The organism is Burkholderia humptydooensis (assembly GCF_001513745.1).
Classification (GTDB): domain Bacteria; phylum Pseudomonadota; class Gammaproteobacteria; order Burkholderiales; family Burkholderiaceae; genus Burkholderia; species Burkholderia humptydooensis.
The window spans coordinates 1,036,819-1,057,458 of sequence record NZ_CP013380.1 but is presented as its reverse complement, the minus strand read 5'-3'; the positions used below and the strand labels follow the sequence as shown (position 1 = coordinate 1,057,458).

The following is a 20,640-nucleotide window of genomic DNA, read 5'->3' as shown; positions in this document are numbered from 1 at the left end:
CCGTTTTGATTCGACGATGAATGCCGCTGCCGATTCGCTCCTGAGACTCGCGTCGCGCGTCGACGCGATCGAGCCGTTCTACGTGATGGAAATCGTCAAGGAGGCCGCCGTGCTCGAGCGCGCAGGCCGCGACGTCATCCATATGAGCATCGGCGAGCCGGATTTCACGGCGCCCGAGCCCGTCGTCGACGCGGCCGCCGCAGCGCTGCGCCGCGGCGTCACGCAATACACGGGCGCGCTCGGCATCGCGCCGCTGCGCGAGGCGATCGCCGCGCACTATGCGCGTGCGTACGGGCTCGCGATCGAGCCGGAGCGCATCGTCGTGACGGCGGGCGCTTCGGCCGCGCTGCTGCTCGCGTGCCTCGCGCTCGTCGGCCGCGACGACGAAGTGCTGATGCCCGACCCGTCGTATCCGTGCAACCGCCACTTCGTCGCGACCGCCGAGGGCCGCGCGGTGCTCGTGCCGAGCGGCCCGGAAACCCGTTTCCAGTTGACCGCGGACGACGTGAAGGCGCGCTGGGGCGAGCGCACGCGCGGCGTGCTGCTCGCGTCGCCGTCGAACCCGACGGGCACGTCGCTCGAACCCGCCGAGCTCGGCCGGATCGTCGACGCCGTTCGCGCACGCGGCGGCTTCTCGATCGTCGACGAGATCTACCAGGGCCTGAGCTACGACGGCGAGCCCGTGTCGGCGCTGTCGTTCGGCGACGACGTCGTCACCGTCAACAGCTTCTCGAAATACTTCAACATGACGGGCTGGCGGCTCGGCTGGCTCGTCGTGCCGCCGGCACTCGTCGGCACGTTCGAGAAGCTCGCGCAGAACCTGTTCATCTGCCCGTCCGCACTTGCGCAGCACGCGGCGCTCGCGTGCTTCGAGCCGGACACGCTCGCGATCTACGAGGCGCGCCGCGCCGAATTCAAGCGCCGCCGCGATTTCATCGTGCCGGCGATCGAATCGCTCGGCTTCAAGGTGCCCGTGATGCCGGACGGCGCGTTCTATGTCTACGCGCAATGCGGCGGCGTCGCGCATCCGTCGTCGGGAGACAGCGCCGCGCTCGTGAGCGCGATGCTGCACGACGCGGGCGTCGTGCTCGTGCCGGGGATGGATTTCGGCGTTCATGCGCCGCGCGACTATATCCGGCTGTCCTATGCGACCGCATACTCGCGGCTCGAAGAGGCGGTCGAGCGTCTCGGCAAGCTGTTCGGTCGATAGGACGGAAGGACGCCTCGCCGCCGTCCACTCGGCCTCCAGCCGGTGCGCTGGAGGCCGACGTCCGTTGCGGCCGGTCTCGCGCGGCGCGCCGTTCGTCCAACGCCTCAGCGCCACGCTTCGGCGTTCGGGCATGGCGTCGGCGTATGCGGTTTGAGATTCGGCCCCGGACTTCAGCGTAGTCCGGGAACCCGCCCCACACCAAGCGCGACGAGCCATAACCATCCGCCGCAACAGCGGATGCCCAAACTTGCCGTTAGTTGCATCAAAAAAACCATACTGCAAACACCGCTCGCCCAAACGAAAAAAGCCGGGTCCCACTCAACGCAGGACCCGGCTTTTTCAATGATTCCCAGTCTTCGATGCCCGGCGGCCATCGCAGCCGAGGCGGCCAACCGCTCCGGCACGCGTCGATCCGCGTCGTCAGGTGCCGAGCTCCGAGGCGGAGGCTTCGTGCTTCGATGTCGTGTCGACGCTCGCGTCGTCCTGCTGCGGCGCCTTCGGCGCGGCGGCAGCCTTGATCGTCAGCGGGTGCGCGCCGTCGAGCGTCGTGCGCACGCGCTTTTGCGTCGCGCCCGAAGTCGACACCGTCGTCACCGCGCCCTGCGCCGGCTGCTGCGACGCATAGATCGACACCTTGCGGCCGCGCGCGACATCGCGCAGCCGGTCGCGTTCGCCGATCACCTTTCCGCCGTAGCCGCCGTCGTCGGGCGTCGTCGCGCCGACGTACAGACGCAGCCCGCCCGCGAGCGAGCCGCCGCGCGCGATGCAGTCCTTCAGCACGAGCGCGCCGACCTGGATGTTGACGACCGGCTGCAGCGCCGCGTCGGTGCCGCCGAAATACTCGAACTTGTCCGAATGAACCTTCGACATCACCTGCATCAGCCCCTGGGCCCCGACGCCGCTTTCGGCATACGGATTGAAGCCGGACTCGATCGCCATCACGGCGAGGATCAGGAGCGGGTCGAGCCCGACGTCGCGGCCCGTCTGGAACGCCGCCTTCACGAGCTGGCCGACGGGCTCCTGCGCGACACGGTAGCGGCGCGCGAGATAGGTGGCGACGAGCGCCTGTTCGCGGTTCGACGCGAGCGCGCGGTCGTCGCGCGCGTCGGCGGCGACGCGCTGCGTCGGAATGAGCTTCGCGAGCGACACGGGCGACGGGCTGATGCGCGTCGCGTCGAACGTCGCGCCGGCGTCGGCCGGGGTAGCTGCCGTCGAAGGCGACGCGTCCGCATTGATCGATTCGCTCTCGTCGGCGTTCGCCGGGCCGAAAGTCGGCAGCGGATGGCCGCTCAGCAGCCGCGCAGGACCGGCCTGGACCGCGGCCGACACGAACGGCATCACTTTGGCCGCGAGCGTGCCGCGCACATTGGGCAGCAGCCACAGCGCCAGCGCGATCGCGACCGCGCAGCAACCGACCACGCTGAATAGATGGTGACTGACACGCGTCCCGCGACGCAGCGCTGCGCGCAACATCTGCGCATGCCGCTCCTTGGGACGCCACGTTAACCAAGCGTTCATTCAGATCCTCCACGGACATGATTCGTGCGGCTCGCTCGGCGCTCGAAGCGAGACATGGCGCGCTGCCGCGGAATCAAGACACCGAGCGTCTTGGTCGGACCGCCTCGGTATCGGAGAAACGGTATAAGTACCGTTCGGAGCCACGTCGAAACAGGGCCTGCACTTGCGGCAGGCGGACGCGCGAGGCTCCTACGCAAAAAACCAGCGTCGACTGGGCGCTGACTAGGACAACAAACAGACCGTCAGAAGGCCGTGCAGGTATCGGCGGACGGCGACGCGCTGCGTCTATAGGGCCGGGGATTGATGGTTCAACTACAGGGGCCTGCAACCAATGTGAGCGGATTCTAGCAGGGTTTTATAGATCGTCAACACTATAGAAATGCAATTTCATAACAAAAAGTAATGATTTATTACGGATCGGAATCGGAAGCCGCATGCCGTCTGGCGTTCGGATCCGCCGCCATTTTCTACGTTTTCATCGCCTGGCCGTCCGGCCGGGTAAAATCGGCGCTCGTTCGGGCGTGCTCCGTGCCCAGCCCCCACCGCCGCCGCCTGTCGCGCGCGGCCTGGACATCCTTCATGAAATACAAAGATTTACGCGATTTCATTCACAGCCTCGAGCAGCGCGGCGAATTACGGCGCGTCACGCAACCCGTGTCGCCCGTCCTCGAAATGACCGAGCTCTGCGACCGCGTGCTGCGCGCCGGCGGTCCCGCGCTGCTGTTCGACGCGCCGGCCGGCTACCGGTTTCCGGTGCTCGGCAACCTGTTCGGCACGCCGCGGCGCGTCGCGCTCGGGATGGGCGTCGACGCCGCCGACGACGCGGCGCTCGCGTCGCTGCGCGACATCGGCCGCCTGCTGTCGGCGCTCAAGGAGCCCGATCCGCCGAAGAGCCTGAAGGACGCGGGCAAGCTGCTGTCGCTCGCGAAGGCCGTGTGGGACATGGGCCCGAAGACGGTGTCCGCGCCGCCGTGCCAGGAGATCGTCTGGGAAGGCGACGACGTCGATCTGCACAAGCTGCCGATCCAGACCTGCTGGCCGGGCGACGCCGGGCCGCTTCTCACATGGGGCCTCACCGTCACGCGCGGGCCGAACAAAACGCGCCAGAATCTCGGCATCTATCGGCAGCAACTGATCGGACGCAACAAACTGATCATGCGCTGGCTCGCGCATCGCGGCGGCGCGCTCGACTTCCGCGAATTCGCGCTGAAGCATCCGGGCCAATCCTATCCCGTCGCCGTCGTGCTCGGCGCCGATCCGGCGACGACGCTCGGCGCCGTCACGCCCGTGCCCGACACGCTGTCCGAATACCAGTTCGCAGGCCTGCTGCGCGGCGCGCGCACCGAGCTCGCGAAATGCCTGACGCCCGGCGTCGACACGCTGCAGGTGCCGGCGCGCGCGGAGATCGTGCTCGAAGGCTTCATTCATCCGCAGCGGGGCGCGCCCGCACCGGCGCCGGAAGGCGCGCCGCCGAGGCCGACGGCGGGCGCCGCGGCCGGCTACGAGCATGCGCTCGAAGGCCCATACGGCGACCACACCGGCTACTACAACGAGCAGGAGTGGTTTCCGGTCTTCACGGTCGAGCGGATCACGATGCGCCGCGACGCGATCTATCACTCGACGTACACCGGCAAACCGCCCGACGAGCCGGCCGTGCTCGGCGTCGCGCTGAACGAGGTGTTCGTGCCGCTGCTGCAGAAGCAGTTCCCCGAGATCACCGACTTCTATCTGCCGCCCGAGGGTTGCAGCTACCGGATGGCGATCGTCCAGATGAAGAAGAGCTACGCGGGGCACGCGAAGCGCGTGATGTTCGGCGTCTGGAGCTTCCTGCGGCAGTTCATGTATACGAAGTTCATCGTTGTCGTCGACGAGGACGTGAACGTGCGCGACTGGAAGGAAGTGATCTGGGCGATCACGACGCGCGTCGATCCGGCGCGCGACACGGTGCTCGTCGAGAACACGCCGATCGACTATCTCGACTTCGCGTCGCCCGTCGCCGGTCTCGGCTCGAAGATGGGGCTCGACGCGACCAACAAGTGGCCGGGCGAAACCCAGCGCGAATGGGGCCGGCCGATCGAGATGGACGCCGCCGTGAAAGCGCGCGTCGATCGTCTGTGGACCGAAATCGGCCTGTCGTGAACGCTCGCGCGTCGAACATGTTCAATAACAACCGCACATGATGAGCTTCGCCCCCACGTCGATGCTGTCCGACGGCTTTTTCCTGTCGCTTTCCCTGTGTCTCGACATCGGCCTCGTGAATGTCGCGATGCTGTCGCTCACGCTGTCGCACGGATTCAAGCCGGGTTTCTGGCTCGGCGTCGGCTCGTGCGTCGGCGACCTCGTCTATGCGGCGCTCGCGCTCGCCGGCATGGCCGTGCTGCTGCAGTTCGAGGCCGTGCGTTGGGTCGTGTGGCTCGGCGGCGGCGCGGTGCTGCTGTTCCTCACCTGGAAGATGGCGCGCGAGGCGCTCCTTCCCGAGCCGGCGCGCGACATCGGCGACGATGCGCCCGCCGCCCTTGCCCGGAAGGGCACGTGGCGCAACTTCGCGCGCGGGATGCTGCTCGCGATGTCGTCGCCGTCGGCGATCCTGTGGTTCGCGGCGGTCGGCGGCGCATTGATCGCGAAGGCCGGCGCGACGACGCCCGCGACCGCATCGGTGTTCCTGTCGGGCTTCTTCCTCGGCGGGCTCGCGTGGACGCTCTTCCTCTGCACGCTCGCGAGCCAAGGCCGCAAGCGCGCGGGCGCGGGGCTGATGCGCGCGTGCCACGTCGTGTCGGCGCTGCTTTTTGCGTACTTCTCGTACAGCGTGATCGTCGGCGGCTATCGCGACCTGATCCTGAACGCGGCGGCTTGATGCAATGCGGCGCGGCTCGCCGCCCTCGCGGGCGGGCGGCGCGATGCGCGTCGGTGAGCGTGCGCGCGCGGCACGGCTCGCCCGCGCGCGCCGGCCGATCGGGTCAGGCGCGCGCCGCAATCCTGAATCGACGCAACGCATTCCGGCCGGCGCGGCAACGCACGCCGCCAGCCGTCCGCATCCACGCTCACCCGCGCAGGAACTCGCCGTAGCGCGCGAGATCGACGTTGCCGCCGCTCAGGATCACGCCGATACGCTTGCCCGCGACGGGCAGCACGCCGTCGAGCACCGCGGCCGCGCCGAGGCAGCCGGTCGGCTCGACGACCATCTTCATCCGCTCCGCGAAGAAACGCATCGTATCGACGAGTTGCGCGTCGCTCGCCGTGACGATTCGCTTGACGAGCCGCTGAAGGATCGGAAAGTTGTACGCGCCGACGTGCGTCGACGCCGCGCCGTCCGCGATCGTCCGCGGCACCGGAATGCGCACGACCTCGCCGCGCTCGAGCGACTGCTGCGCGTCGTTGCCCGCCTCCGGCTCGACGCCGATCACCGCGCAGCCCGCCGACAGCGCGGCGGCCGACAGCGCAGTGCCCGCCATCAGCCCGCCGCCGCCGAGCGGCGCGACGAGCATGTCGAGCTCGCCGACTTCCTCGATCAGCTCTTTCGCGGCCGTCCCCTGCCCGGCGATCACGTGCAGATGATCGTAAGGCGGCACGAGCGTCATGCCGCGCTCCTGCGCGAGCCGCGCGCCGATCTCCTCCCGGCTCTCCGTATAGCGATCGTAGGTGATGACTTCGCCGCCATAGCCCTTCGTGGCCGCGACCTTCGCGGCCGGCGCGTCGTGCGGCATCACGATCGTCGCGCGAATGCCCGCGAGACGCGCGGCGAGCGCGATCGCCTGCGCGTGGTTGCCCGACGAATACGTGAGCACGCCCGCGCGGCGCCGCTCGGCGTCGAAGTGCGAGATCGCGTTGTACGCGCCGCGGAACTTGAACGCCCCCATCCGCTGGAAGTTCTCGCATTTGAAGAAGACCGTCGCGCCCGTGCGCGCATCGGCCGTGCTGGACGTGAGGACGGGTGTGCGATGCGCGACGCCGGCGAGCCGGGCGGCTGCGTCGGTCACGTCGTCGAAGGTCGGGAGAACGAGGTCGGAGGCGGATTGAACAGGCATGGCAGCGAGTGCGAAAACGCATTGGACAAGGAAGCGGCCATTGTCCCAGCTTCGCTCGACTCGCGCAGCAACCGGAAAAGAAAACGGCGCGGCACGGACATCGCCGTGACGCGCCGCAGCGTCAGACGCTGCCGCCCGCCAGGCGGCGCGTCGACGTCATCAATCAGTAGCGCCAGTACGGACGGCCGTAGTAGCCGCGGTGATGGTGCCAGTACGGACGGCCGTAGCCGTAATAGCCGCCGCCGACCACGACGGCGGGCGGCCCGTAGTACACGGGCGCTGGCGCGTAGACGACGGGCGGAGGCGGCGCGTAATAAACGGGCGGCGGCGGCGCGTAGACCGGATACGCCGGCGCAATCGGCACCCCGATGCCGACACCGATCGACACGTGCGCCTGGGCGGCGCTCGCAGCTCCGAGGCCCAGTGCTGCGACGGCGATCAACGGAATGAGCTTTTTCACTTTGGTTCTCCTAACGGCGGGCGGCGGCGCTCGCCGTATCGACAGCGACGGCATCCTTGCCGTATGAGACGAATGTAGCGAAATCCGGAATCGCGAGCCACGCCCATTTGTTGCAAATTGCAATTGCACAAAGCTCTGCGGCACGGCGGCGCGGGCGCGGTCCGGCGGCCGTTCGGCGGATCGCGAGACATCGCGGGCGGCGCTGCGGACGCCGCCGCGCCGCTCGTTCGGCGCGCGGTAATGAACGATTACAAATTAGAGACAGTATGCGGACGGCGCGACACGGAAGGACGCCGCCGCATGCTCCGCCCCCGTCATCGATGCGGATTTGGGGCCAGACCGAACGCCGTCATGGCCGAATACGCGATACTGATGGTTTACCGCAGATGACGGATCGCTTCCATGTCCCTTTCCGCTACGCCCCGCATCGGCTTCATCGGCGCCGGCCGCCTCGCCCGCTGCGTCGCCCGCCGCTTCGCGCGCGCCGGGCATGACGTCGCGGCGATCGCGAGCCGCTCGAGCGCGTCGGCCGCCGCGCTCGCCGCGCAAATCGACGCCGAGCGAGCCGCGCACGCCGCCGCCGCGCGTGCCGCCCCGCACGCCGCTTCCGACGCCGACCGCGGCCGCACGCGCTGCGCCGCGCTCGATACGCCGCAGGCAGTCGTCGACGCGGCCGACCTGATCTTCGTCACCACGCCCGACGACGCGCTCGGCCGAATCGCCGCCGAGCTGCGCTTCGCCCCCGCGCGCGCCGGCGGCCAGGCGCTCGTCCATTGCAGCGGCGCGTCGAGCGTCGACCTGCTCGATCCCGCGCGCGCGCAAGGCGCGGCGACGGGCGGCTTCCATCCGCTCTACCTGTTCGGCGGCGGCGACGCCGATCTCGCGCGAATCGACGGCTGCTCGGTGACGATCGAAGCCGACGGCGCGCTGAAGGACGTGCTCGCCGCACTCGCCGCGGCGCTCGGCTGCCATCCGCTGTCGATCCCGGCGGGCGGCCGGATGCTCTATCACGCGGCCGCGAACTACGCGGCGAGCTTCGCGCTCTGCAACCTCGCCGAATGCGTCGAGCTGTGGCGCGCGCTCGGCTTCGCCGAGGACGAGGCGCTGCGCGCGCTGCTGCCGATGCTCGCCGGCACGCTCGAGACCGCGCGCGACAAGGGGCTCGCGAACGCGCTCGCCGGACCCGTGTCGCGCGGCGACGTCGGCATCGTCGAGCGGCAGCTCGCGCTGCTCGAATCGCGCGGCGGCGACCACGCGGCGTTCTACGCGCTCCACACCCGCCGCGCGGTCGCGCTCGCGCGCAGGCGCGCGTCGCCGCCCCCGTCACTCGACGCGCTAGAGCACGCGCTCGACGCATCGCTCGCCCGTTCGCTCGACCTCGCGCGCCCCGCCCGCGACGAGCCGTGATAAGGTGACGCCCGATGCACGCCGCCCGAAGGCGGCGTCGGCACGCTACCCGACTGGACTGGATAACGAAAAGGATTCAAAGATGTTCGGCGAAATCGCCCGTTTTCTGCTCAATACCATCTTCACGCTGTTCGGCGCCGCATTGATCCTGCGCGTCTGGCTGCAGGCCGTGCGCGTGCCGCCGTACAACCCCGTCACGCAGGCCGTGCTGCAGGTGACGAACTGGCTCGTGCTGCCGCTGCGGCACATCGTCCCGGGCGTGCGCGGCGTCGACTGGGCGAGCATCGTCGCGGCCGTCGTCACGTCGCTCGTCTACGTCGCGCTGATGGTGACGATGGCGGGCGTCGACGCGCTGTCGATCATCCCGACGATCCTCGTCGTCGCGCTGCTGACCGTCGTCAAGTGGGCGCTCAATCTCGTGCTGTGGCTCACGATCCTGATGGCGCTGCTGTCGTGGCTGAACCCCCGCTCGCCCGCGATGGCGATCCTGTATCAACTGACGGCGCCGTTCCTGAACCCGCTGCGCCGGCTGATCCCGCATCTGGGCGGCATCGACCTGTCGCCGATCCTGCTGTTCGTGATCGTTCAGGTGCTGATCATGATCGTCACGCGCGCGGCGGTGTCGCTCACGCTGTTCGGCATCTGACCGGCGGCAGGCGCTAGGCGGCAGGCGGCGCGGCGCCGGGCGCGCCGTCGCCGAGATTGTCGATCACGCCGAGACGTGCGGGAATCGTCGCGTAGCACACGCGCACCTTCTCGCGCGACACGCGCTCGATGAGCCGCCGCGCCTCGTCTTCCGTGACGACGAATTCGACCTCGATCGCAAGCGACCCCTGCAGCTCGAAGAAGCGGTCCTCGTGCAGCACCCGGTGCTGGCCGAACCCCGCCATCGCGCGAAACGCGGAGCCGCCCGCGACGCCCATCCGGTTCGCTTCCTCCAGCAGCCACTCCCAGAGCGGCTTCCAGTGCAGCCGGTGATTCTCGTGTACGTAGAAACGCAGAAAGATCCCGTCCATAGCCGCCTCCCCCGACGCCGGATCAGGCCGGCGCGAGCCATGCCCGCGCGGTCCACATGCCGAGCCCCGTCAACGTGAACGAACCTATCAAGTGTAGGGCAGCCACGGCGAGCGCCCAGCCGAACTCGCCCTGAACCGCGTGCGTCATCACTTCGACCGAGTACGTCGAGAACGTCGTGAGCCCGCCCATGAAGCCCGTGATCACGAACAGCCGCCATTCGGGCGGCAGCCCCGCCCGCGTCGCGAACGCGACCACCGCGATGCCGATCAGATAGCCGCCGATCAGGTTCGATGCAAGCGTGCCGAGCGGCACTTCGGGCAGGAGCGCATTGAGGCCGATGCTCAGGAACCAGCGCAGCAACGCGCCGAGCCCGGCGCCGACGAAAATCGCGACGATCGAATAGAACAAGGCGGCCCCCCACGCGTGACGGAGAAGATTGGCGCGACGCTTGCCGGGCCCGAGCCCGGCGTCATGCCGACGCAGTTGCGCGGCTGCATGGCTTCGCGGCTTCGGACGCGCCCGGCCGGCGACGCACATGCTCAACTTTATGCGGATTTCCGCACGCCCGGCAATCGGCCTGCTCGGCGCGCATCGGCACGCATCGGCGGGCCGGCCGGAACGTGCTGCGTCGTTTCGCCTGCCGGCCGCTTCGTCTCTTCGCCAATCCGGCTCCGTCGCCATGACGTAAAACTCCAAATAAAACTTCCGTTCGTTCTATTTTCAACAAGCCGAATAAAACGAAAACGATAAACACAAAAAATCAATTATTCGGATTATTAAGAACGAACGGCTCGGGTTACGCAGGATGTCGAATGCACGAATCGGTCGAATCGGCCGATGCTGCCGATTCGACCGATTCGCCGCGCGCTCGCCCGGCTCGGCGGCCTTCCCCCACCCGGCCTGGTCTCCCCGTTGATTCGACAGTGGCAACGATGCCCGTTTTCAGTGCTTGGAAACAGGCTCGGGAAATCCCTCGGCATGCCGATTTTTTTATTCAAAAAACCTTTCCGGTTCGTAGAATTCAAACAGACCACTCCATTTATTGATATGGAGAATACAGCATGAAAAACAAACCCTTGCTGTCCATCCTGATAACGGCCGCCTGCATTCAGGCATTCGCGGCGACAGCCTCGCTCGCGCAGGGCCCCGCGCACCCGCCGTCGTACGTCGAGGGCACTCGCGTGCCGATAGGCTTCGCGCGGCCGCCGTTCCACACGAATCCGGCGCGCTTCTCGGCGACGACCGTCTCGGGCCTCGCGCCCGCCACCGTGCGGCACGCGTACGGCTTCGACTCGATCGCGAACCAGGGCGACGGCATGATCGTCGCGATCGTCGACGCATACGACGATCCGAAGATCGAATCCGATCTTGGCGTCTTCAGCAAGAATTTCTCGCTGCCGCCCTGCACGACGTCGAACGGCTGCTTCAGGAAGCTCTACGCGAGCGGCAGCAAGCCGCGCGCCGACGCCGGCTGGTCGCTCGAGATGTCGCTCGACGTCGAATGGGTGCACGCGATCGCGCCGAAGGCGAAGATCGTGCTCGTCGAGGCGGCGTCGAACGGCTTCAACGATCTGATGACCGCGGTCGACGCGGCAGTCGGCGCGGGCGCATCCGTCGTGTCGATGAGCTTCGGCGGCAGCGAATTCAGCTCGGAAACGGGCTACGACAGCCACTTCAGCGCGCCGTCGCGCGTCACGTTCGTCGCATCGTCCGGCGACAGCGGCAACGGCACCGAATATCCGGCTGCGTCGCCGTACGTCGTCGCGGTCGGCGGCACGACGCTCGCCGTCGACGCATCCGGCAACTACGTCGGCGAAACCGCGTGGAGCGGCAGCGGCGGCGGCGTCGGCACATACGAGCCGGAGCCGTCGGGCCAGGCGCTGTGGCCGATTCCGTATGCCGGCAGCCGTGGCGTGCCCGACGTCGCATACGACGCGGATCCGGGCTCGGGCTTCGCGGTGTACGACTCCGTCACCTACCTGGGGCAATCAGGCTGGTTCGTCGTAGGCGGCACGAGCGCGGGCGCGCCGCAATGGGCGGCGCTCTTCGCGATCGCGAACTCGATGCGCGCCGCGGCCGGCAAGGGCAAGCTCGCCGGCTCGTACAACCAGCTCTATACGGTCGGCAAGTCCGCATACGGCAGCGACTATCATGACATCACGTCGGGCACCAACGGCAGTTGCGGGACGATCTGCACCGCGAGCGGCGGCTACGACTACGTGACGGGATTGGGCTCGCCGCAGGCGCTCGACCTGGTTCAGGGGCTCGTCGCGCAACCCTGACGAGTTGACCGGCTGCCCCCGCTCGGCGGCGGGCGACGCCGCGCCGCGAGAAGAATCCGGTAACGCGGGCCGAACGCGGACGAGCAGACGTTCGAGACGATCAAGAGAGGCGATGCGCGCAGCATGGCCTCTTTCGTTTTTCCCGGCAGCGCCCGGATCGCCGCCGATATCCGGTCGATCGTTCGCCCACCGGCCGGCAACCGCACGCGCCGACGCGCGTGGCCCACGCCGCTCGCGACCGCGCGAAGCACCCGCACGGCAACAGCCGTCGCGCGCGCAGTCGAGCGTCAATCCCGCCGCCACGCGGCGTCGAGCGCGCGCAGCGTCTCGAGCGCGCCGCCCGGCAATCCGATCACGTCGCCGCGCCGCGCGTGCGCTTCACGAACGTTGATCCGGATCACGTCGTCGCCGATGCGTTCGCTGAAGAAGCGCACCATCGGCACCGCGGTGCCGGCGCCGATTTCGACCACCGCCACGCGTCCCGCGCGCCGAGCCAACCGGCATCGTCGAACATCAGGATTCGTGGAACGCGTAGCCGACATCGCCGAGCGCCGGGTACGCGCGCCACAATCCTTCCGCGCCGCGGAAATCCGGCAGCCCGGAATCGATGCCGATGCCCGCGCGCGCCGTGACGAGCAGCGCATCGGCGCGCGACAACGCGCGAACGGCCGCGTCGACGAGCTCGGCCGCGACGGGCGTCGCGGCGGCGCGCATCGCGGACGACAGGTTCGAAGGCGGGCGGCGTGAATCGGACATGGCGCGGCGGTTTCGCTCCAGATTTCGTTCGAAGTCGGGACGATCATACGCTCGCGCGGCGCACCGCCAAGCGTTTTGGACCTTTGGACGGCAAGCGACGAGCGGCGCGCGGGCACGACCGATCCCATGCGCATCCACCGCCGCGCGATCAATGCGCCATCGCGCTCGAACGCTGCAGCGCGGGCGTGCCCTGCACCCGCTCGACGATGAAATCCATCACCGCGCGAATCGGCGGCGACGCCTTCAGTTGCCGATGCACGACGAGCCAGATGTCGCGCACGAACGGCTCGGCGTCGACGTCGAGCTCGACGAGATCGTCGCCCGCGGCCGGCAGAAAGCGCGGCAGCATCCCGATTCCGGCGCCGGCGCGCGTCGCCGCGTATTGGCTCGTGATGTCGCCGAGCCGGCACGCGATCGCCCGCTTGCCCGCGATCTTCTTCAGCCATCGCTGCTGCGGCATGTCGTCGAACTGATCGTCGTAGCCGACGAATTCCCAGCGTGCCGGCTCCTGCAGATACGGATAGCGCCGCGCCGCATAGAGCGCGAACTCCATCGCGCCGATGCGGCGCACGACGTTGCCCGCCTCCTTCGGGCGCACGAGCCGCACCGCGACGTCCGCCTCGCGCCGGCTCAGCGACACGCTCTGCGCCTGCCCCGACAGCGCGAGCTGAATGCCCGGATAGCGCTCGCGAAACGCAGTCGTCGCCTTCGCGAAGAAGTTCGTGACAAGTACGGGCGGCGCGCTGACGACGACCGCACCCGCCAGTTGCGAGCGCTCCGCCTGGATCGTGCGCTCGATCGCGAACGCGCCCGCCTCCATCGCCGACGCGATCTCGAAGATCCGCCGTCCCGCGCCCGTCAGCGCGCAATGGCGCGGAAAGCGCTCGACGAGCCGCACCTGCAATTCGGTTTCGAGCATCGTCACGCGCCGGCCGACCGTCGCATGATCGACGCCGAGCGCGCGCGCCGCGCCCGAAAGCGTGCCGACTCGGGCGACCGCCAGAAAATGCCGCAGGTTTTCCCAATCGAACATCGGTGCAATTTTCCACAGACACAGTGCAGATCCGGGGAATTTACACCGGATCGCATCGAGCCATAACCTTGGTTTCGATTCGGCGCATGGATCCGCGCCCGGCTCCCCCTTCTGTTCATCACGTTGGAGAAAACACCATGACGCTTGCGATGGCGATCACGCAAACCGGCGGCCCCGAAGTACTGAAGGCGATCGAACTCGACGTTCCCGATCCGGGGCCGCTCGACGCGCGCATCAGGCAATCGGTGATCGGCGTGAACTTCGTCGATACGTATTTCCGCAGCGGGCTGTATCCGGTCGCGTCGCGGCCCGCCGTGCTCGGTTTCGAAGGCGCGGGCGTCGTCGAAGCGGTAGGCAGCGAGGTGACGCGGCTGCGACCGGGCGACCGCGTCGCGTATGCGGGCGCGCCGATCGGCGCTTATGCCGAGTCGCGCGTGCTGCCGGCCAGCCGGCTCGTCAGGATTCCCGATGCGCTGTCGTTCGAGGCGGCGGGCAGCTCGATGCTGCGCGGCCTCACCGCGCACATGCTGCTGCACGAAGTGCATCCAACGACGCGCGGCGACTGGATTCTCGTGCACGCGGCGGCGGGCGGACTCGGACAGATCGTCGTGCGATGGGCGAAGCGGCTCGGCGCTCAAGTGATCGGCACGGTAGGCTCGGCGGGCAAGATCGAGCTGGCGCGCGCGGCAGGCGCCGATCACGTGCTGCTCCATACCGATCCGGGCTGGACCGACGAAGCGGTGCGCATCGCGGAGCGCCGTGGCGTCCATCTGGCGATCGACGGCATCGGCGGGAACATGGTCGCGCAGACACTGCGCGTCGTTCGTCCGTTCGGCGTCGTCGCGAGCCTCGGTCAGCCGGCGGGGCCGATTCCACCCGTGCGCGTCGAGGATCTCGGCTTCGCGCGTTCGATCGGCCTGATGCGGCCGAGCTCGCTTGCGTACGCGAACGATCCTCGGTTGTATGCGCGCGGCACGAGCGATCTGCTCGACGTGCTTGCCGACGGGGTGGTCGCGCCGATCGGCTCGAGCTACGCGCTGAGCGATGCGGCGCGCGCGCATGCGGCGCTCGAAGCGGGGAAGACGACGGGGAGCGTGATATTGACCGTGTGACGCGGAGGGCGGCGGGCGCGATGCGTCGCGCCTGCTCGCGGAAATCGATCTGGGCGCGCGGCGCCGCTCGTGCGGACGTGTGCGCAGCGCGTGATGGCGCTGGACGATGCCCGTCGGGTGATAACGGCGGCAATGCATCGAACGGTGGCCGGCCCATTGCATTTCTCCCGTCAAACCCTGTAGAATTATTTATTTTGCGGGCGTCGTATAATGGCCATTACCTCAGCTTCCCAAGCTGATGACGTGGGTTCGATTCCCATCGCCCGCTCCACTTGAGCTTCCATGGATATCCACCGATTTCCATAAGCTGCTGTCGATAAAGGTTTTTTCCTCGACAGTCCTCCAGCGAAATCCATCGAAATCCCCCTACTGCTGGACTGATTTGGTCCATCCGCTAGTCCACCAAAGCGGTCGGGTTCGAGTCCGGATTGTTGCTGGGGTCAAGCGAGCCATGGGATGAGTATCTGACTCCTGACTCTGTTCAGGAGCAGAGATGGCACTCACTGACATGGCCGTCCGGCAGGCCAAGGCCACCGGAAACGCTTACACCCTCCCCGATTTCGATGGCCTCTCGTTGGCAGTCTCGAAAACAGGCGCCAAGTCCTGGCACTTCCGCTACACGTGGCAGGGCCGTCAGAAGCGGATGTCCCTGGGAGACTACCCGGAGATCAGCCTGCGCGAGGCCCGCAACCGCCGCGATGATGCACGGACGCTGGTGGCCAAGAACATCAATCCGCAGCGGCAACAAGAAAAGGATCGGCACATCGCCACTCAAGTCGAGCAGAACACCTTCGAGGCGGTGTACGAAAAGTGGCTCACGTTCCGCCGCGAACACGGACGCCTCAAAATGGGTCGGCAGACCACGCTCGCGATGATCCCGCGCATCTTCGAAAAGAACATCCTCCCCCTTCTGCGCAAGCAGTCGATCTATAACGTCACCCGTGTTGATCTGCTCGAGATCGTCGGTCGTATCGAAAAGCGCGGCGCGCCGTCCGTCGCCGAGAAGGTACGCACCTGGTTCAACCAGCTTTTCCGGTATGCACTGGTGATCATGCCGGGCCTGGAGCAGAACCCACGCGAGCGTACAACAGGCCGGTGGCGGCGCTGTGCAGGCGGTATTCGCGTTCAGGGCGGTAGCGGAAGCGGTACGCCCGGCACAGCGGGCCGTGCCAAGGATGCCAGACGACGCCGTCGCCATACTCGACGTGCAGATCGACGGCCACCTTACCAATATCGTGCAGCAGCACCGCATAGGCGGTGCCGGCAGTCCACGCCTCGGCTTGGGCGGCCTGCGCTTCCGGCGTGGCACCGGCCGGCAGCAGATGGGACTGCCGCAGCTTCAGTGCATAGGCCACGATCTCCAGACCGTGATCCAGCATGCCGCCGGGGTAGTCGTGATGGTGGCTTTCCGATGCGGGGAACTGCTGGACCAACTCGGCGTAGGGCTCCAGCGGCGCGCGGTACAGCGCGGCGAATTGGCTGCGTGAGACGGACGTGCGTTGCCAGATGTGTTCCAGTAGCCGCTGCCGCCGCGGCGTCGCCAGCAGCGACGCGGCCAGCTCTGGCCGCGTCAGCCCTTTGGATGGCTCGATGGGCCGTGCCGACGGCGCGCTGGCGGCCGGCGGAACCTTTTTGCAGTGGAACAGCGAGAGCATGGCGAATCCCGGTGATGGACTGGCGGGGGAGTCTTTTGGCCCTTTCGGGTAGGGCCTTTCCCCTTGCCCCCCGTTCCCTTGCCCCTTGCCAGCCCTTTGACCTTCAACTTTTTGGGTATAGGGCAACCCGGAAGGTGGTTCCACCATCAATGTGGGATGGCCCCGATCGGATTGGCCGGCGCTCAGGCGCGAGGAGCCGTCCTATGCTGCGCGAGTGCCGCGTCCGCCCTGTCGATGACGGTCGGGTCGCGGAGGAAATCCGCAATTTTACAAAGTTGACAAACGAGACAAAGGAGATTAGAGTGGTTCTCGTGTTTCAATCCTGCCTGCGGGAGACGACCATGCCCAAGACCCTTGAATTCATTGCCGACCACCTGCCGCGCGTCACGGTGGAAGATGTGCATCGCTTCTTCACGACCGTCGAAATCCGGGACGCCCGTGCCTTTGCGGCCGAGCTTCAGGCGTTCGTGCATGAGCGCGTGGAAGCGGTCGAACTGCCTGCCAACCTGGAAGCGGAGACGGTGGAGCAAACCTTGGCACGCAAGGCGGCTGCATTGCGTGCCGGTACGCGCTGGACGCCTGGCGCAACTGACATCCAGCGTGGTCGCGCCGCGATGCTGGAAGCCTTCGAGCAGCCGCACAATCTGCCGCTCGCCGAGTTCGCCAAGTTGGCGGACAAGTCGCGCCAGCAAATCTACAAGGACATCGACGCTCGTCGGCTGCTGGCGTTGAACGTGGGGCCGCGCGGCCAGAAGCTGCCCGACTGGCAGCTCGACCCAGTGAAACAACAGTTGACGCAGGCCGTGCTCCAGGAAGTCGAAGGCATCGACAACTGGACGATCTACCGTGCGCTGTCCGAGCCGCTCGAAGGCCTGGACCGGCGTTCGCCGGTGGATGCGGTGACGGCCGGCTCGATCGACGACGTCGCCAGGGCGGTGTTCAACGTGCTGGGCGTGCACGCTCATTGAGACGAGGTTGGAGTGAGTATTGAATTGCCGTCGTTCCCGATCGAGGCCGGTGAACTGCTTCAGCACGTAAGCCGCGTTGCGTATCGGGGAGACCCGCTGTACTACGGCCGCGACGGCACCAACCGCTACGACGACCCCGCACGGAGCTACGGTGTGCTCTACTTGGGCCGCGACCTGCCCACGGCGTTGATGGAATCGGTGTTCCACAAACACCAATGGCTCGCGGACACGAAGCGCGCCATCGCGCTGAAAGAAGTTCAGAGCCGACTGGTGCGCGCCGTGGGTGTTCTGGACGACCTGCGCCTCGCGGACCTCACGGCCCCGGGCGTCATGGCGGGCTACTTCGGCTTGAATCTGGAGCAGTTGGCCAGCCGCGACTACACCCACACGCAGCAGGTGTCCGCTCAGGTGCATGCGATGCTCGGCGACGAAGGCTTTCCGCTGTTCGCAGGCGTGCTCTACCCATCGCGCAACAACTACCCCGCTGCGAGCATCGCCTTGTTCGACCGTGCCGAGGCGATGGTCAGGGTTATTGAGGACATCGACCTGATTGACCATGCGGATTGGCCACGCTTCGTCGATACCTATCGTGTCGCCGTGGAGCCTGATCCCGGCCCGGTGGAACCTGATGACGAAGTGTTCTGAGGCAGGTATGGAACGCATTGAAGCCATTAGCAGAACCGATTGGAGCAAACTGGCATAGCCCACACGCATGTAGCAGGTGACGAGAGCCATGAGCACGAAGACCCATCGCAGCCACGCAGAACGCCTCGGCCGCTGGTTAGGCAGGATGTGGCGTGCCTACGTCCGCCGTGAGCGCGAAGCTGTGGCCTGGCTGGTGGCTCAGGGGATGCCCGCCGGCGGCGCTACTACCACGCTGTGGATCGTCAAGCTCGGCGTGGTGGCCATCCTGTTCTACGCCGTCTTTTGGCTGGCACTGTTGCTGATATTTGCAGTCGTAGCAGCTTGGCTTGCGGAGCACGGTGGCTTGGATCAGGATGATCCGCAACCTGAGTGGCGGGAAGGCCCCAACGGCTTCGGCCTCTACGACAAGAGCAACTGGCGGATTGATCCGCACGTATCCGACGACGATTGAGCGGCGGGTCACTTCTTTGATCTTCAGAAACGACAGCACCATCGGCAGTGCCTCACGCACCACGTCCATCGCCGGGAAAAAGCCCAGCGAGCCCACGGCCAGCCCCACGTCGCCGGCACCGCGCGTCACCTCGTTCGGCAACGTCATGCCCACCTGGCCGCCGTAATCCGCATAGACCTGCCCTTGGTTCATCTTCTGCTGCTGGGGAGAAACGGTCGCCCGGATCACCGAGTCGTCGACCTCTGCCTGCGACAGGAAGCCGGCCCATTTCCCGATACGGGTCAGCAAGTCGGGATCGACCTGCGCCAGCAAACGGCTGCGCAGCCCCTGGCGCCCATCCGACCGCCACTGCCGGCACGTCGGATACCCGCCGCCGCTGTCCACCTGAGCCAACCCCGCGTCGCGGCTGGCATCGTAGGGCCAGGCCGTGCGCACCGCGCTCGAATGATAGGTGTCGTAGAAGCCGCCCGTGTAGAGAAAGTAGTTCGAGCCGATCCAGGTCACGTCGTTCATCTGCGCGTCCGACAGCGTGGGCCGGTTCATGAAGAGCTTGGCGCGCGACGGCCCGTAGCAGTCGTGCGTGAAGTCGGCGACCTCCTGGGCAAGCACCGGGTCGTTGATACGGGTGGCATCCACGTCCATACGGATCTGGCGCAGGTCGGTGCCGCACGGGATCGCCGCCACGGCTGCCCCGGTGACGGCCTTCGAGATGGCGTACATGAAGAACCACCAGACGAGCACCAGCGCGCTCTGGTTGTTAAGCGCGGTATACGACGTGCCCCAGCCCGTGTCCGCTGGCTGCGGGACTTTGACCTGGCACTGCTCGGAGCGGGTCGTGTCGAACTTGATCGTGGAGAGATTGACCGGGATGAACGGGATGCCGGCGAACATGATGAGCACGATCGCCACGAACAACCGGCACACCGTACACGCTGGCCGATTTCGGCGGACTCTGTCTCTACGTCTCCGCCACCGGCGCCAAAGACCTGGCGCTTCCGTTGCTCATGGGGCGACAAATGCGAGCGCATGTCGTTCGGAAGCTATCCGGTGCTCTCCCTGAACTATAGGCAGGACATTCCGAGGATATCGCGCGCGTCCTGATTCGGCAGTGCGTCATCCGCGTATGCGAAATCCCCTTCTCTCTGCCGTTTCGCGAGTTGCTGCAGCAGAATTCGATAGCGCAGACCGGCCTGATCAAAGCGCGAGAAAAGATCGCGACGCTCGCCAGATTCGAGGTAGCGACCACGTTGCCTATCAACCATGCTGTTGTCTTGAGGTCCAACGACATAGGGCATGAATGGCAATATGAGGCGCAACGGCCACGGCGATGCCGTCGCATTCAATGCGAAATTGAGCCGACAGTGGTTGCCCGACTCGGGCACGCACGGATGGAACAAGGGCAGATCGCTGCCCGGAATGTGGCGACCATACGCGAGCGCGATCGAACTGCGCACATGCACATGAATCACCGCATGAACGTCCTGATACTTCGCACGCACGCCACCGAACCAACGCATGATTGGTATCACCGACTTGTTCTTGCAGCGGCGGATCATCGTCACCGTTTCAGATGTATAACGCACGTCGATCCGATCCTCATCGGACCGTTCGTTACCAAACACCTTCGCGTGCAGGAAATCCGAGTGCGTCAAATCCAGCAGATTTTCGATCAGGAGCGGCGCGCAACAATTGAAACGGATGTTGCCCTGCATATATTTGGGCAGACCGCCATCGCGCGGCAGAAACGGCACATCTGGGAGAAAGGTGTCGCTTGCGGCCTCGGGATCGCCGTACCAAATCCATACATAGCCATATCGTTCGATCACCGGGCAATGTTCCGCGTGCTCCTGCCGATGCGACGGGGGACGTTTTGAGATTGGCAATTCGGGATGCCACTGGGATGTGTGGATGCGACCACCCGTTCGCCAGAGGTAGTACGGTTCCGATCGAATATGCCAGCGCGAAACCCGTTCGCTGATCTCAAACGCATGGGCAAGTGGAAGCCACGCGTTGCGCAGGCTAATCCGATCGGGTATCCAATCGTTCTCGTTGCGATGGTTCGTCAGATTGCAATCCTCGTGAACGGATAGCATCGTCTCCT

The 20,640-nt window shown here is 66.6% G+C and carries 17 protein-coding genes, 1 tRNA gene and 4 pseudogenes; 12 read left to right on the top strand and 10 right to left on the bottom strand.

Annotated elements, in window-relative coordinates; all coding sequences use genetic code 11:
* Positions 1–16: 16 nt before the first annotated feature.
* Positions 17–1,210, top strand: a complete 1,194-nt coding sequence (locus AQ610_RS04860; protein WP_006025576.1) for a pyridoxal phosphate-dependent aminotransferase — start codon at positions 17–19, stop codon at positions 1,208–1,210.
* 420 nt (positions 1,211–1,630) lie between these two features.
* On the opposite strand, the gene AQ610_RS04855 is transcribed toward AQ610_RS04860, so the two are convergent.
* Complete coding sequence (locus tag AQ610_RS04855; protein WP_009913331.1) at positions 1,631–2,728, bottom strand: lytic transglycosylase domain-containing protein; 1,098 nt, start codon at positions 2,726–2,728, stop codon at positions 1,631–1,633.
* 579 nt (positions 2,729–3,307) lie between these two features.
* Between AQ610_RS04855 and AQ610_RS04850 the strand changes: the two genes are divergently transcribed.
* The gene (locus AQ610_RS04850; protein WP_006025574.1) at positions 3,308–4,867 is read left to right on the top strand and encodes a UbiD family decarboxylase; all 1,560 of its coding nucleotides are present in this window, start codon (positions 3,308–3,310) and stop codon (positions 4,865–4,867) included.
* 40 nt (positions 4,868–4,907) lie between these two features.
* Positions 4,908–5,582 carry a LysE family translocator gene (locus AQ610_RS04845; RefSeq protein WP_015601550.1) on the top strand — a complete coding sequence of 225 codons (675 nt, stop codon included), beginning with the start codon at positions 4,908–4,910 and terminating at the stop codon, positions 5,580–5,582.
* Between the two features lie 187 nt (positions 5,583–5,769).
* On the opposite strand, the gene AQ610_RS04840 is transcribed toward AQ610_RS04845, so the two are convergent.
* Both AQ610_RS04840 and AQ610_RS04835 read right to left on the bottom strand, forming a co-directional pair.
* Positions 5,770–6,753 carry a threo-3-hydroxy-L-aspartate ammonia-lyase gene (locus AQ610_RS04840; protein ID WP_009913339.1) on the bottom strand — a complete coding sequence of 328 codons (984 nt, stop codon included), beginning with the start codon at positions 6,751–6,753 and terminating at the stop codon, positions 5,770–5,772.
* A 163-nt stretch (positions 6,754–6,916) separates the two neighbouring features.
* Positions 6,917–7,213: a hypothetical protein gene (locus AQ610_RS04835; RefSeq protein ID WP_009913340.1), complete on the bottom strand. Its 297-nt coding sequence runs from the start codon at positions 7,211–7,213 to the stop codon at positions 6,917–6,919.
* Positions 7,214–7,615: 402 nt separating this feature from the next.
* Here AQ610_RS04835 and AQ610_RS04830 point away from each other — a divergent pair, with 402 nt between their 5' ends.
* Both AQ610_RS04830 and AQ610_RS04825 read left to right on the top strand, forming a co-directional pair.
* Entirely contained in the window at positions 7,616–8,620 is a 1,005-nt protein-coding gene (locus AQ610_RS04830; protein ID WP_006025570.1) for a Rossmann-like and DUF2520 domain-containing protein, read from the top strand.
* Positions 8,621–8,702: 82 nt separating this feature from the next.
* A complete protein-coding gene (locus AQ610_RS04825; RefSeq protein WP_009917458.1) occupies positions 8,703–9,266 on the top strand; it encodes a YggT family protein in 564 nt (187 codons plus the stop codon).
* A 13-nt stretch (positions 9,267–9,279) separates the two neighbouring features.
* On the opposite strand, the gene AQ610_RS04820 is transcribed toward AQ610_RS04825, so the two are convergent.
* Both AQ610_RS04820 and crcB read right to left on the bottom strand, forming a co-directional pair.
* Positions 9,280–9,636, bottom strand: a complete 357-nt coding sequence (locus AQ610_RS04820; RefSeq protein ID WP_006025568.1) for a DUF190 domain-containing protein — start codon at positions 9,634–9,636, stop codon at positions 9,280–9,282.
* A gap of 22 nt (positions 9,637–9,658) precedes the next feature.
* Complete coding sequence (gene crcB, locus AQ610_RS04815) at positions 9,659–10,045, bottom strand: fluoride efflux transporter CrcB (RefSeq protein ID WP_004522284.1); 387 nt, start codon at positions 10,043–10,045, stop codon at positions 9,659–9,661.
* Positions 10,046–10,698: 653 nt separating this feature from the next.
* Here crcB and AQ610_RS04810 point away from each other — a divergent pair.
* A complete protein-coding gene (locus AQ610_RS04810) occupies positions 10,699–11,919 on the top strand; it encodes a S53 family peptidase (RefSeq protein WP_009917460.1) in 1,221 nt (406 codons plus the stop codon).
* Between the two features lie 287 nt (positions 11,920–12,206).
* Here AQ610_RS04810 and AQ610_RS38330 read toward each other — a convergent pair.
* Positions 12,207–12,633: pseudogene (locus tag AQ610_RS38330) on the bottom strand (hypothetical protein).
* A 190-nt stretch (positions 12,634–12,823) separates the two neighbouring features.
* On the bottom strand, positions 12,824–13,708 hold the full coding sequence (locus AQ610_RS04795; protein ID WP_006025564.1) for a LysR family transcriptional regulator: 885 nt from the start codon (positions 13,706–13,708) through the stop codon (positions 12,824–12,826).
* Positions 13,709–13,845: 137 nt separating this feature from the next.
* Between AQ610_RS04795 and AQ610_RS04790 the strand changes: the two genes are divergently transcribed.
* The 3 genes and pseudogenes from AQ610_RS04790 to AQ610_RS38030 all read left to right on the top strand — a co-directional run.
* The gene (locus tag AQ610_RS04790; protein ID WP_006025563.1) at positions 13,846–14,820 is read left to right on the top strand and encodes a quinone oxidoreductase family protein; all 975 of its coding nucleotides are present in this window, start codon (positions 13,846–13,848) and stop codon (positions 14,818–14,820) included.
* A 196-nt stretch (positions 14,821–15,016) separates the two neighbouring features.
* Positions 15,017–15,091, top strand: a tRNA-Gly gene (locus AQ610_RS04785).
* 222 nt (positions 15,092–15,313) lie between these two features.
* Positions 15,314–15,808, top strand: a pseudogene (locus tag AQ610_RS38030) (tyrosine-type recombinase/integrase); the annotation flags it as partial.
* Positions 15,809–15,893: 85 nt separating this feature from the next.
* Here the strand turns inward: AQ610_RS38030 and AQ610_RS04780 are convergent.
* Positions 15,894–16,475, bottom strand: a pseudogene (locus tag AQ610_RS04780) (TraI domain-containing protein); the annotation flags it as partial.
* A gap of 341 nt (positions 16,476–16,816) precedes the next feature.
* On the opposite strand from AQ610_RS04780, the gene AQ610_RS04775 reads away from it, so the two are divergent.
* The 3 genes from AQ610_RS04775 (at position 16,817) to AQ610_RS32635 (ending at position 18,539) form a co-directional block, all read left to right on the top strand.
* Entirely contained in the window at positions 16,817–17,443 is a 627-nt protein-coding gene (locus AQ610_RS04775) for a hypothetical protein (RefSeq protein WP_009917463.1), read from the top strand.
* Between the two features lie 12 nt (positions 17,444–17,455).
* The gene (locus tag AQ610_RS04770) at positions 17,456–18,088 is read left to right on the top strand and encodes an RES family NAD+ phosphorylase (protein WP_009917464.1); all 633 of its coding nucleotides are present in this window, start codon (positions 17,456–17,458) and stop codon (positions 18,086–18,088) included.
* A gap of 88 nt (positions 18,089–18,176) precedes the next feature.
* Positions 18,177–18,539 carry a DUF3742 family protein gene (locus AQ610_RS32635; protein WP_009917465.1) on the top strand — a complete coding sequence of 121 codons (363 nt, stop codon included), beginning with the start codon at positions 18,177–18,179 and terminating at the stop codon, positions 18,537–18,539.
* 18 nt (positions 18,540–18,557) lie between these two features.
* On the opposite strand, the pseudogene AQ610_RS04765 reads toward AQ610_RS32635, so the two are convergent.
* Together AQ610_RS04765 and AQ610_RS04760 are read right to left on the bottom strand one after the other, a co-directional pair.
* Positions 18,558–19,457: pseudogene (locus AQ610_RS04765) on the bottom strand (conjugal transfer protein TraG N-terminal domain-containing protein); the annotation flags it as partial.
* Between the two features lie 143 nt (positions 19,458–19,600).
* Positions 19,601–20,632: an aromatic ring-hydroxylating oxygenase subunit alpha gene (locus tag AQ610_RS04760; RefSeq protein ID WP_043282347.1), complete on the bottom strand. Its 1,032-nt coding sequence runs from the start codon at positions 20,630–20,632 to the stop codon at positions 19,601–19,603.
* Positions 20,633–20,640: the final 8 nt, after the last annotated feature.

Excerpts from the sequence above, each read along its gene's own strand:
- AQ610_RS04855 (WP_009913331.1), bottom strand. The coding sequence starts at position 2,728 with ATGAACGCTTGGTTAACGTGGCGTCCCAAGGAGCGGCATGCGCAGATG.
- AQ610_RS04820 (WP_006025568.1), bottom strand. The coding sequence starts at position 9,636 with ATGGACGGGATCTTTCTGCGTTTCTACGTACACGAGAATCACCGGCTG.
- AQ610_RS04850 (WP_006025574.1), top strand. The coding sequence starts at position 3,308 with ATGAAATACAAAGATTTACGCGATTTCATTCACAGCCTCGAGCAGCGC.
- AQ610_RS04840 (WP_009913339.1), bottom strand. The coding sequence starts at position 6,753 with ATGCCTGTTCAATCCGCCTCCGACCTCGTTCTCCCGACCTTCGACGAC.
- AQ610_RS04825 (WP_009917458.1), top strand. The coding sequence starts at position 8,703 with ATGTTCGGCGAAATCGCCCGTTTTCTGCTCAATACCATCTTCACGCTG.
- AQ610_RS04760 (WP_043282347.1), bottom strand. The coding sequence starts at position 20,632 with ATGCTATCCGTTCACGAGGATTGCAATCTGACGAACCATCGCAACGAG.
- AQ610_RS04775 (WP_009917463.1), top strand. The coding sequence starts at position 16,817 with ATGCCCAAGACCCTTGAATTCATTGCCGACCACCTGCCGCGCGTCACG.
- AQ610_RS04810 (WP_009917460.1), top strand. The coding sequence starts at position 10,699 with ATGAAAAACAAACCCTTGCTGTCCATCCTGATAACGGCCGCCTGCATT.
- AQ610_RS04790 (WP_006025563.1), top strand. The coding sequence starts at position 13,846 with ATGACGCTTGCGATGGCGATCACGCAAACCGGCGGCCCCGAAGTACTG.
- AQ610_RS04795 (WP_006025564.1), bottom strand. The coding sequence starts at position 13,708 with ATGTTCGATTGGGAAAACCTGCGGCATTTTCTGGCGGTCGCCCGAGTC.
- AQ610_RS04845 (WP_015601550.1), top strand. The coding sequence starts at position 4,908 with ATGAGCTTCGCCCCCACGTCGATGCTGTCCGACGGCTTTTTCCTGTCG.
- AQ610_RS04830 (WP_006025570.1), top strand. The coding sequence starts at position 7,616 with ATGTCCCTTTCCGCTACGCCCCGCATCGGCTTCATCGGCGCCGGCCGC.
- AQ610_RS32635 (WP_009917465.1), top strand. The coding sequence starts at position 18,177 with ATGAGCACGAAGACCCATCGCAGCCACGCAGAACGCCTCGGCCGCTGG.
- AQ610_RS04860 (WP_006025576.1), top strand. The coding sequence starts at position 17 with ATGAATGCCGCTGCCGATTCGCTCCTGAGACTCGCGTCGCGCGTCGAC.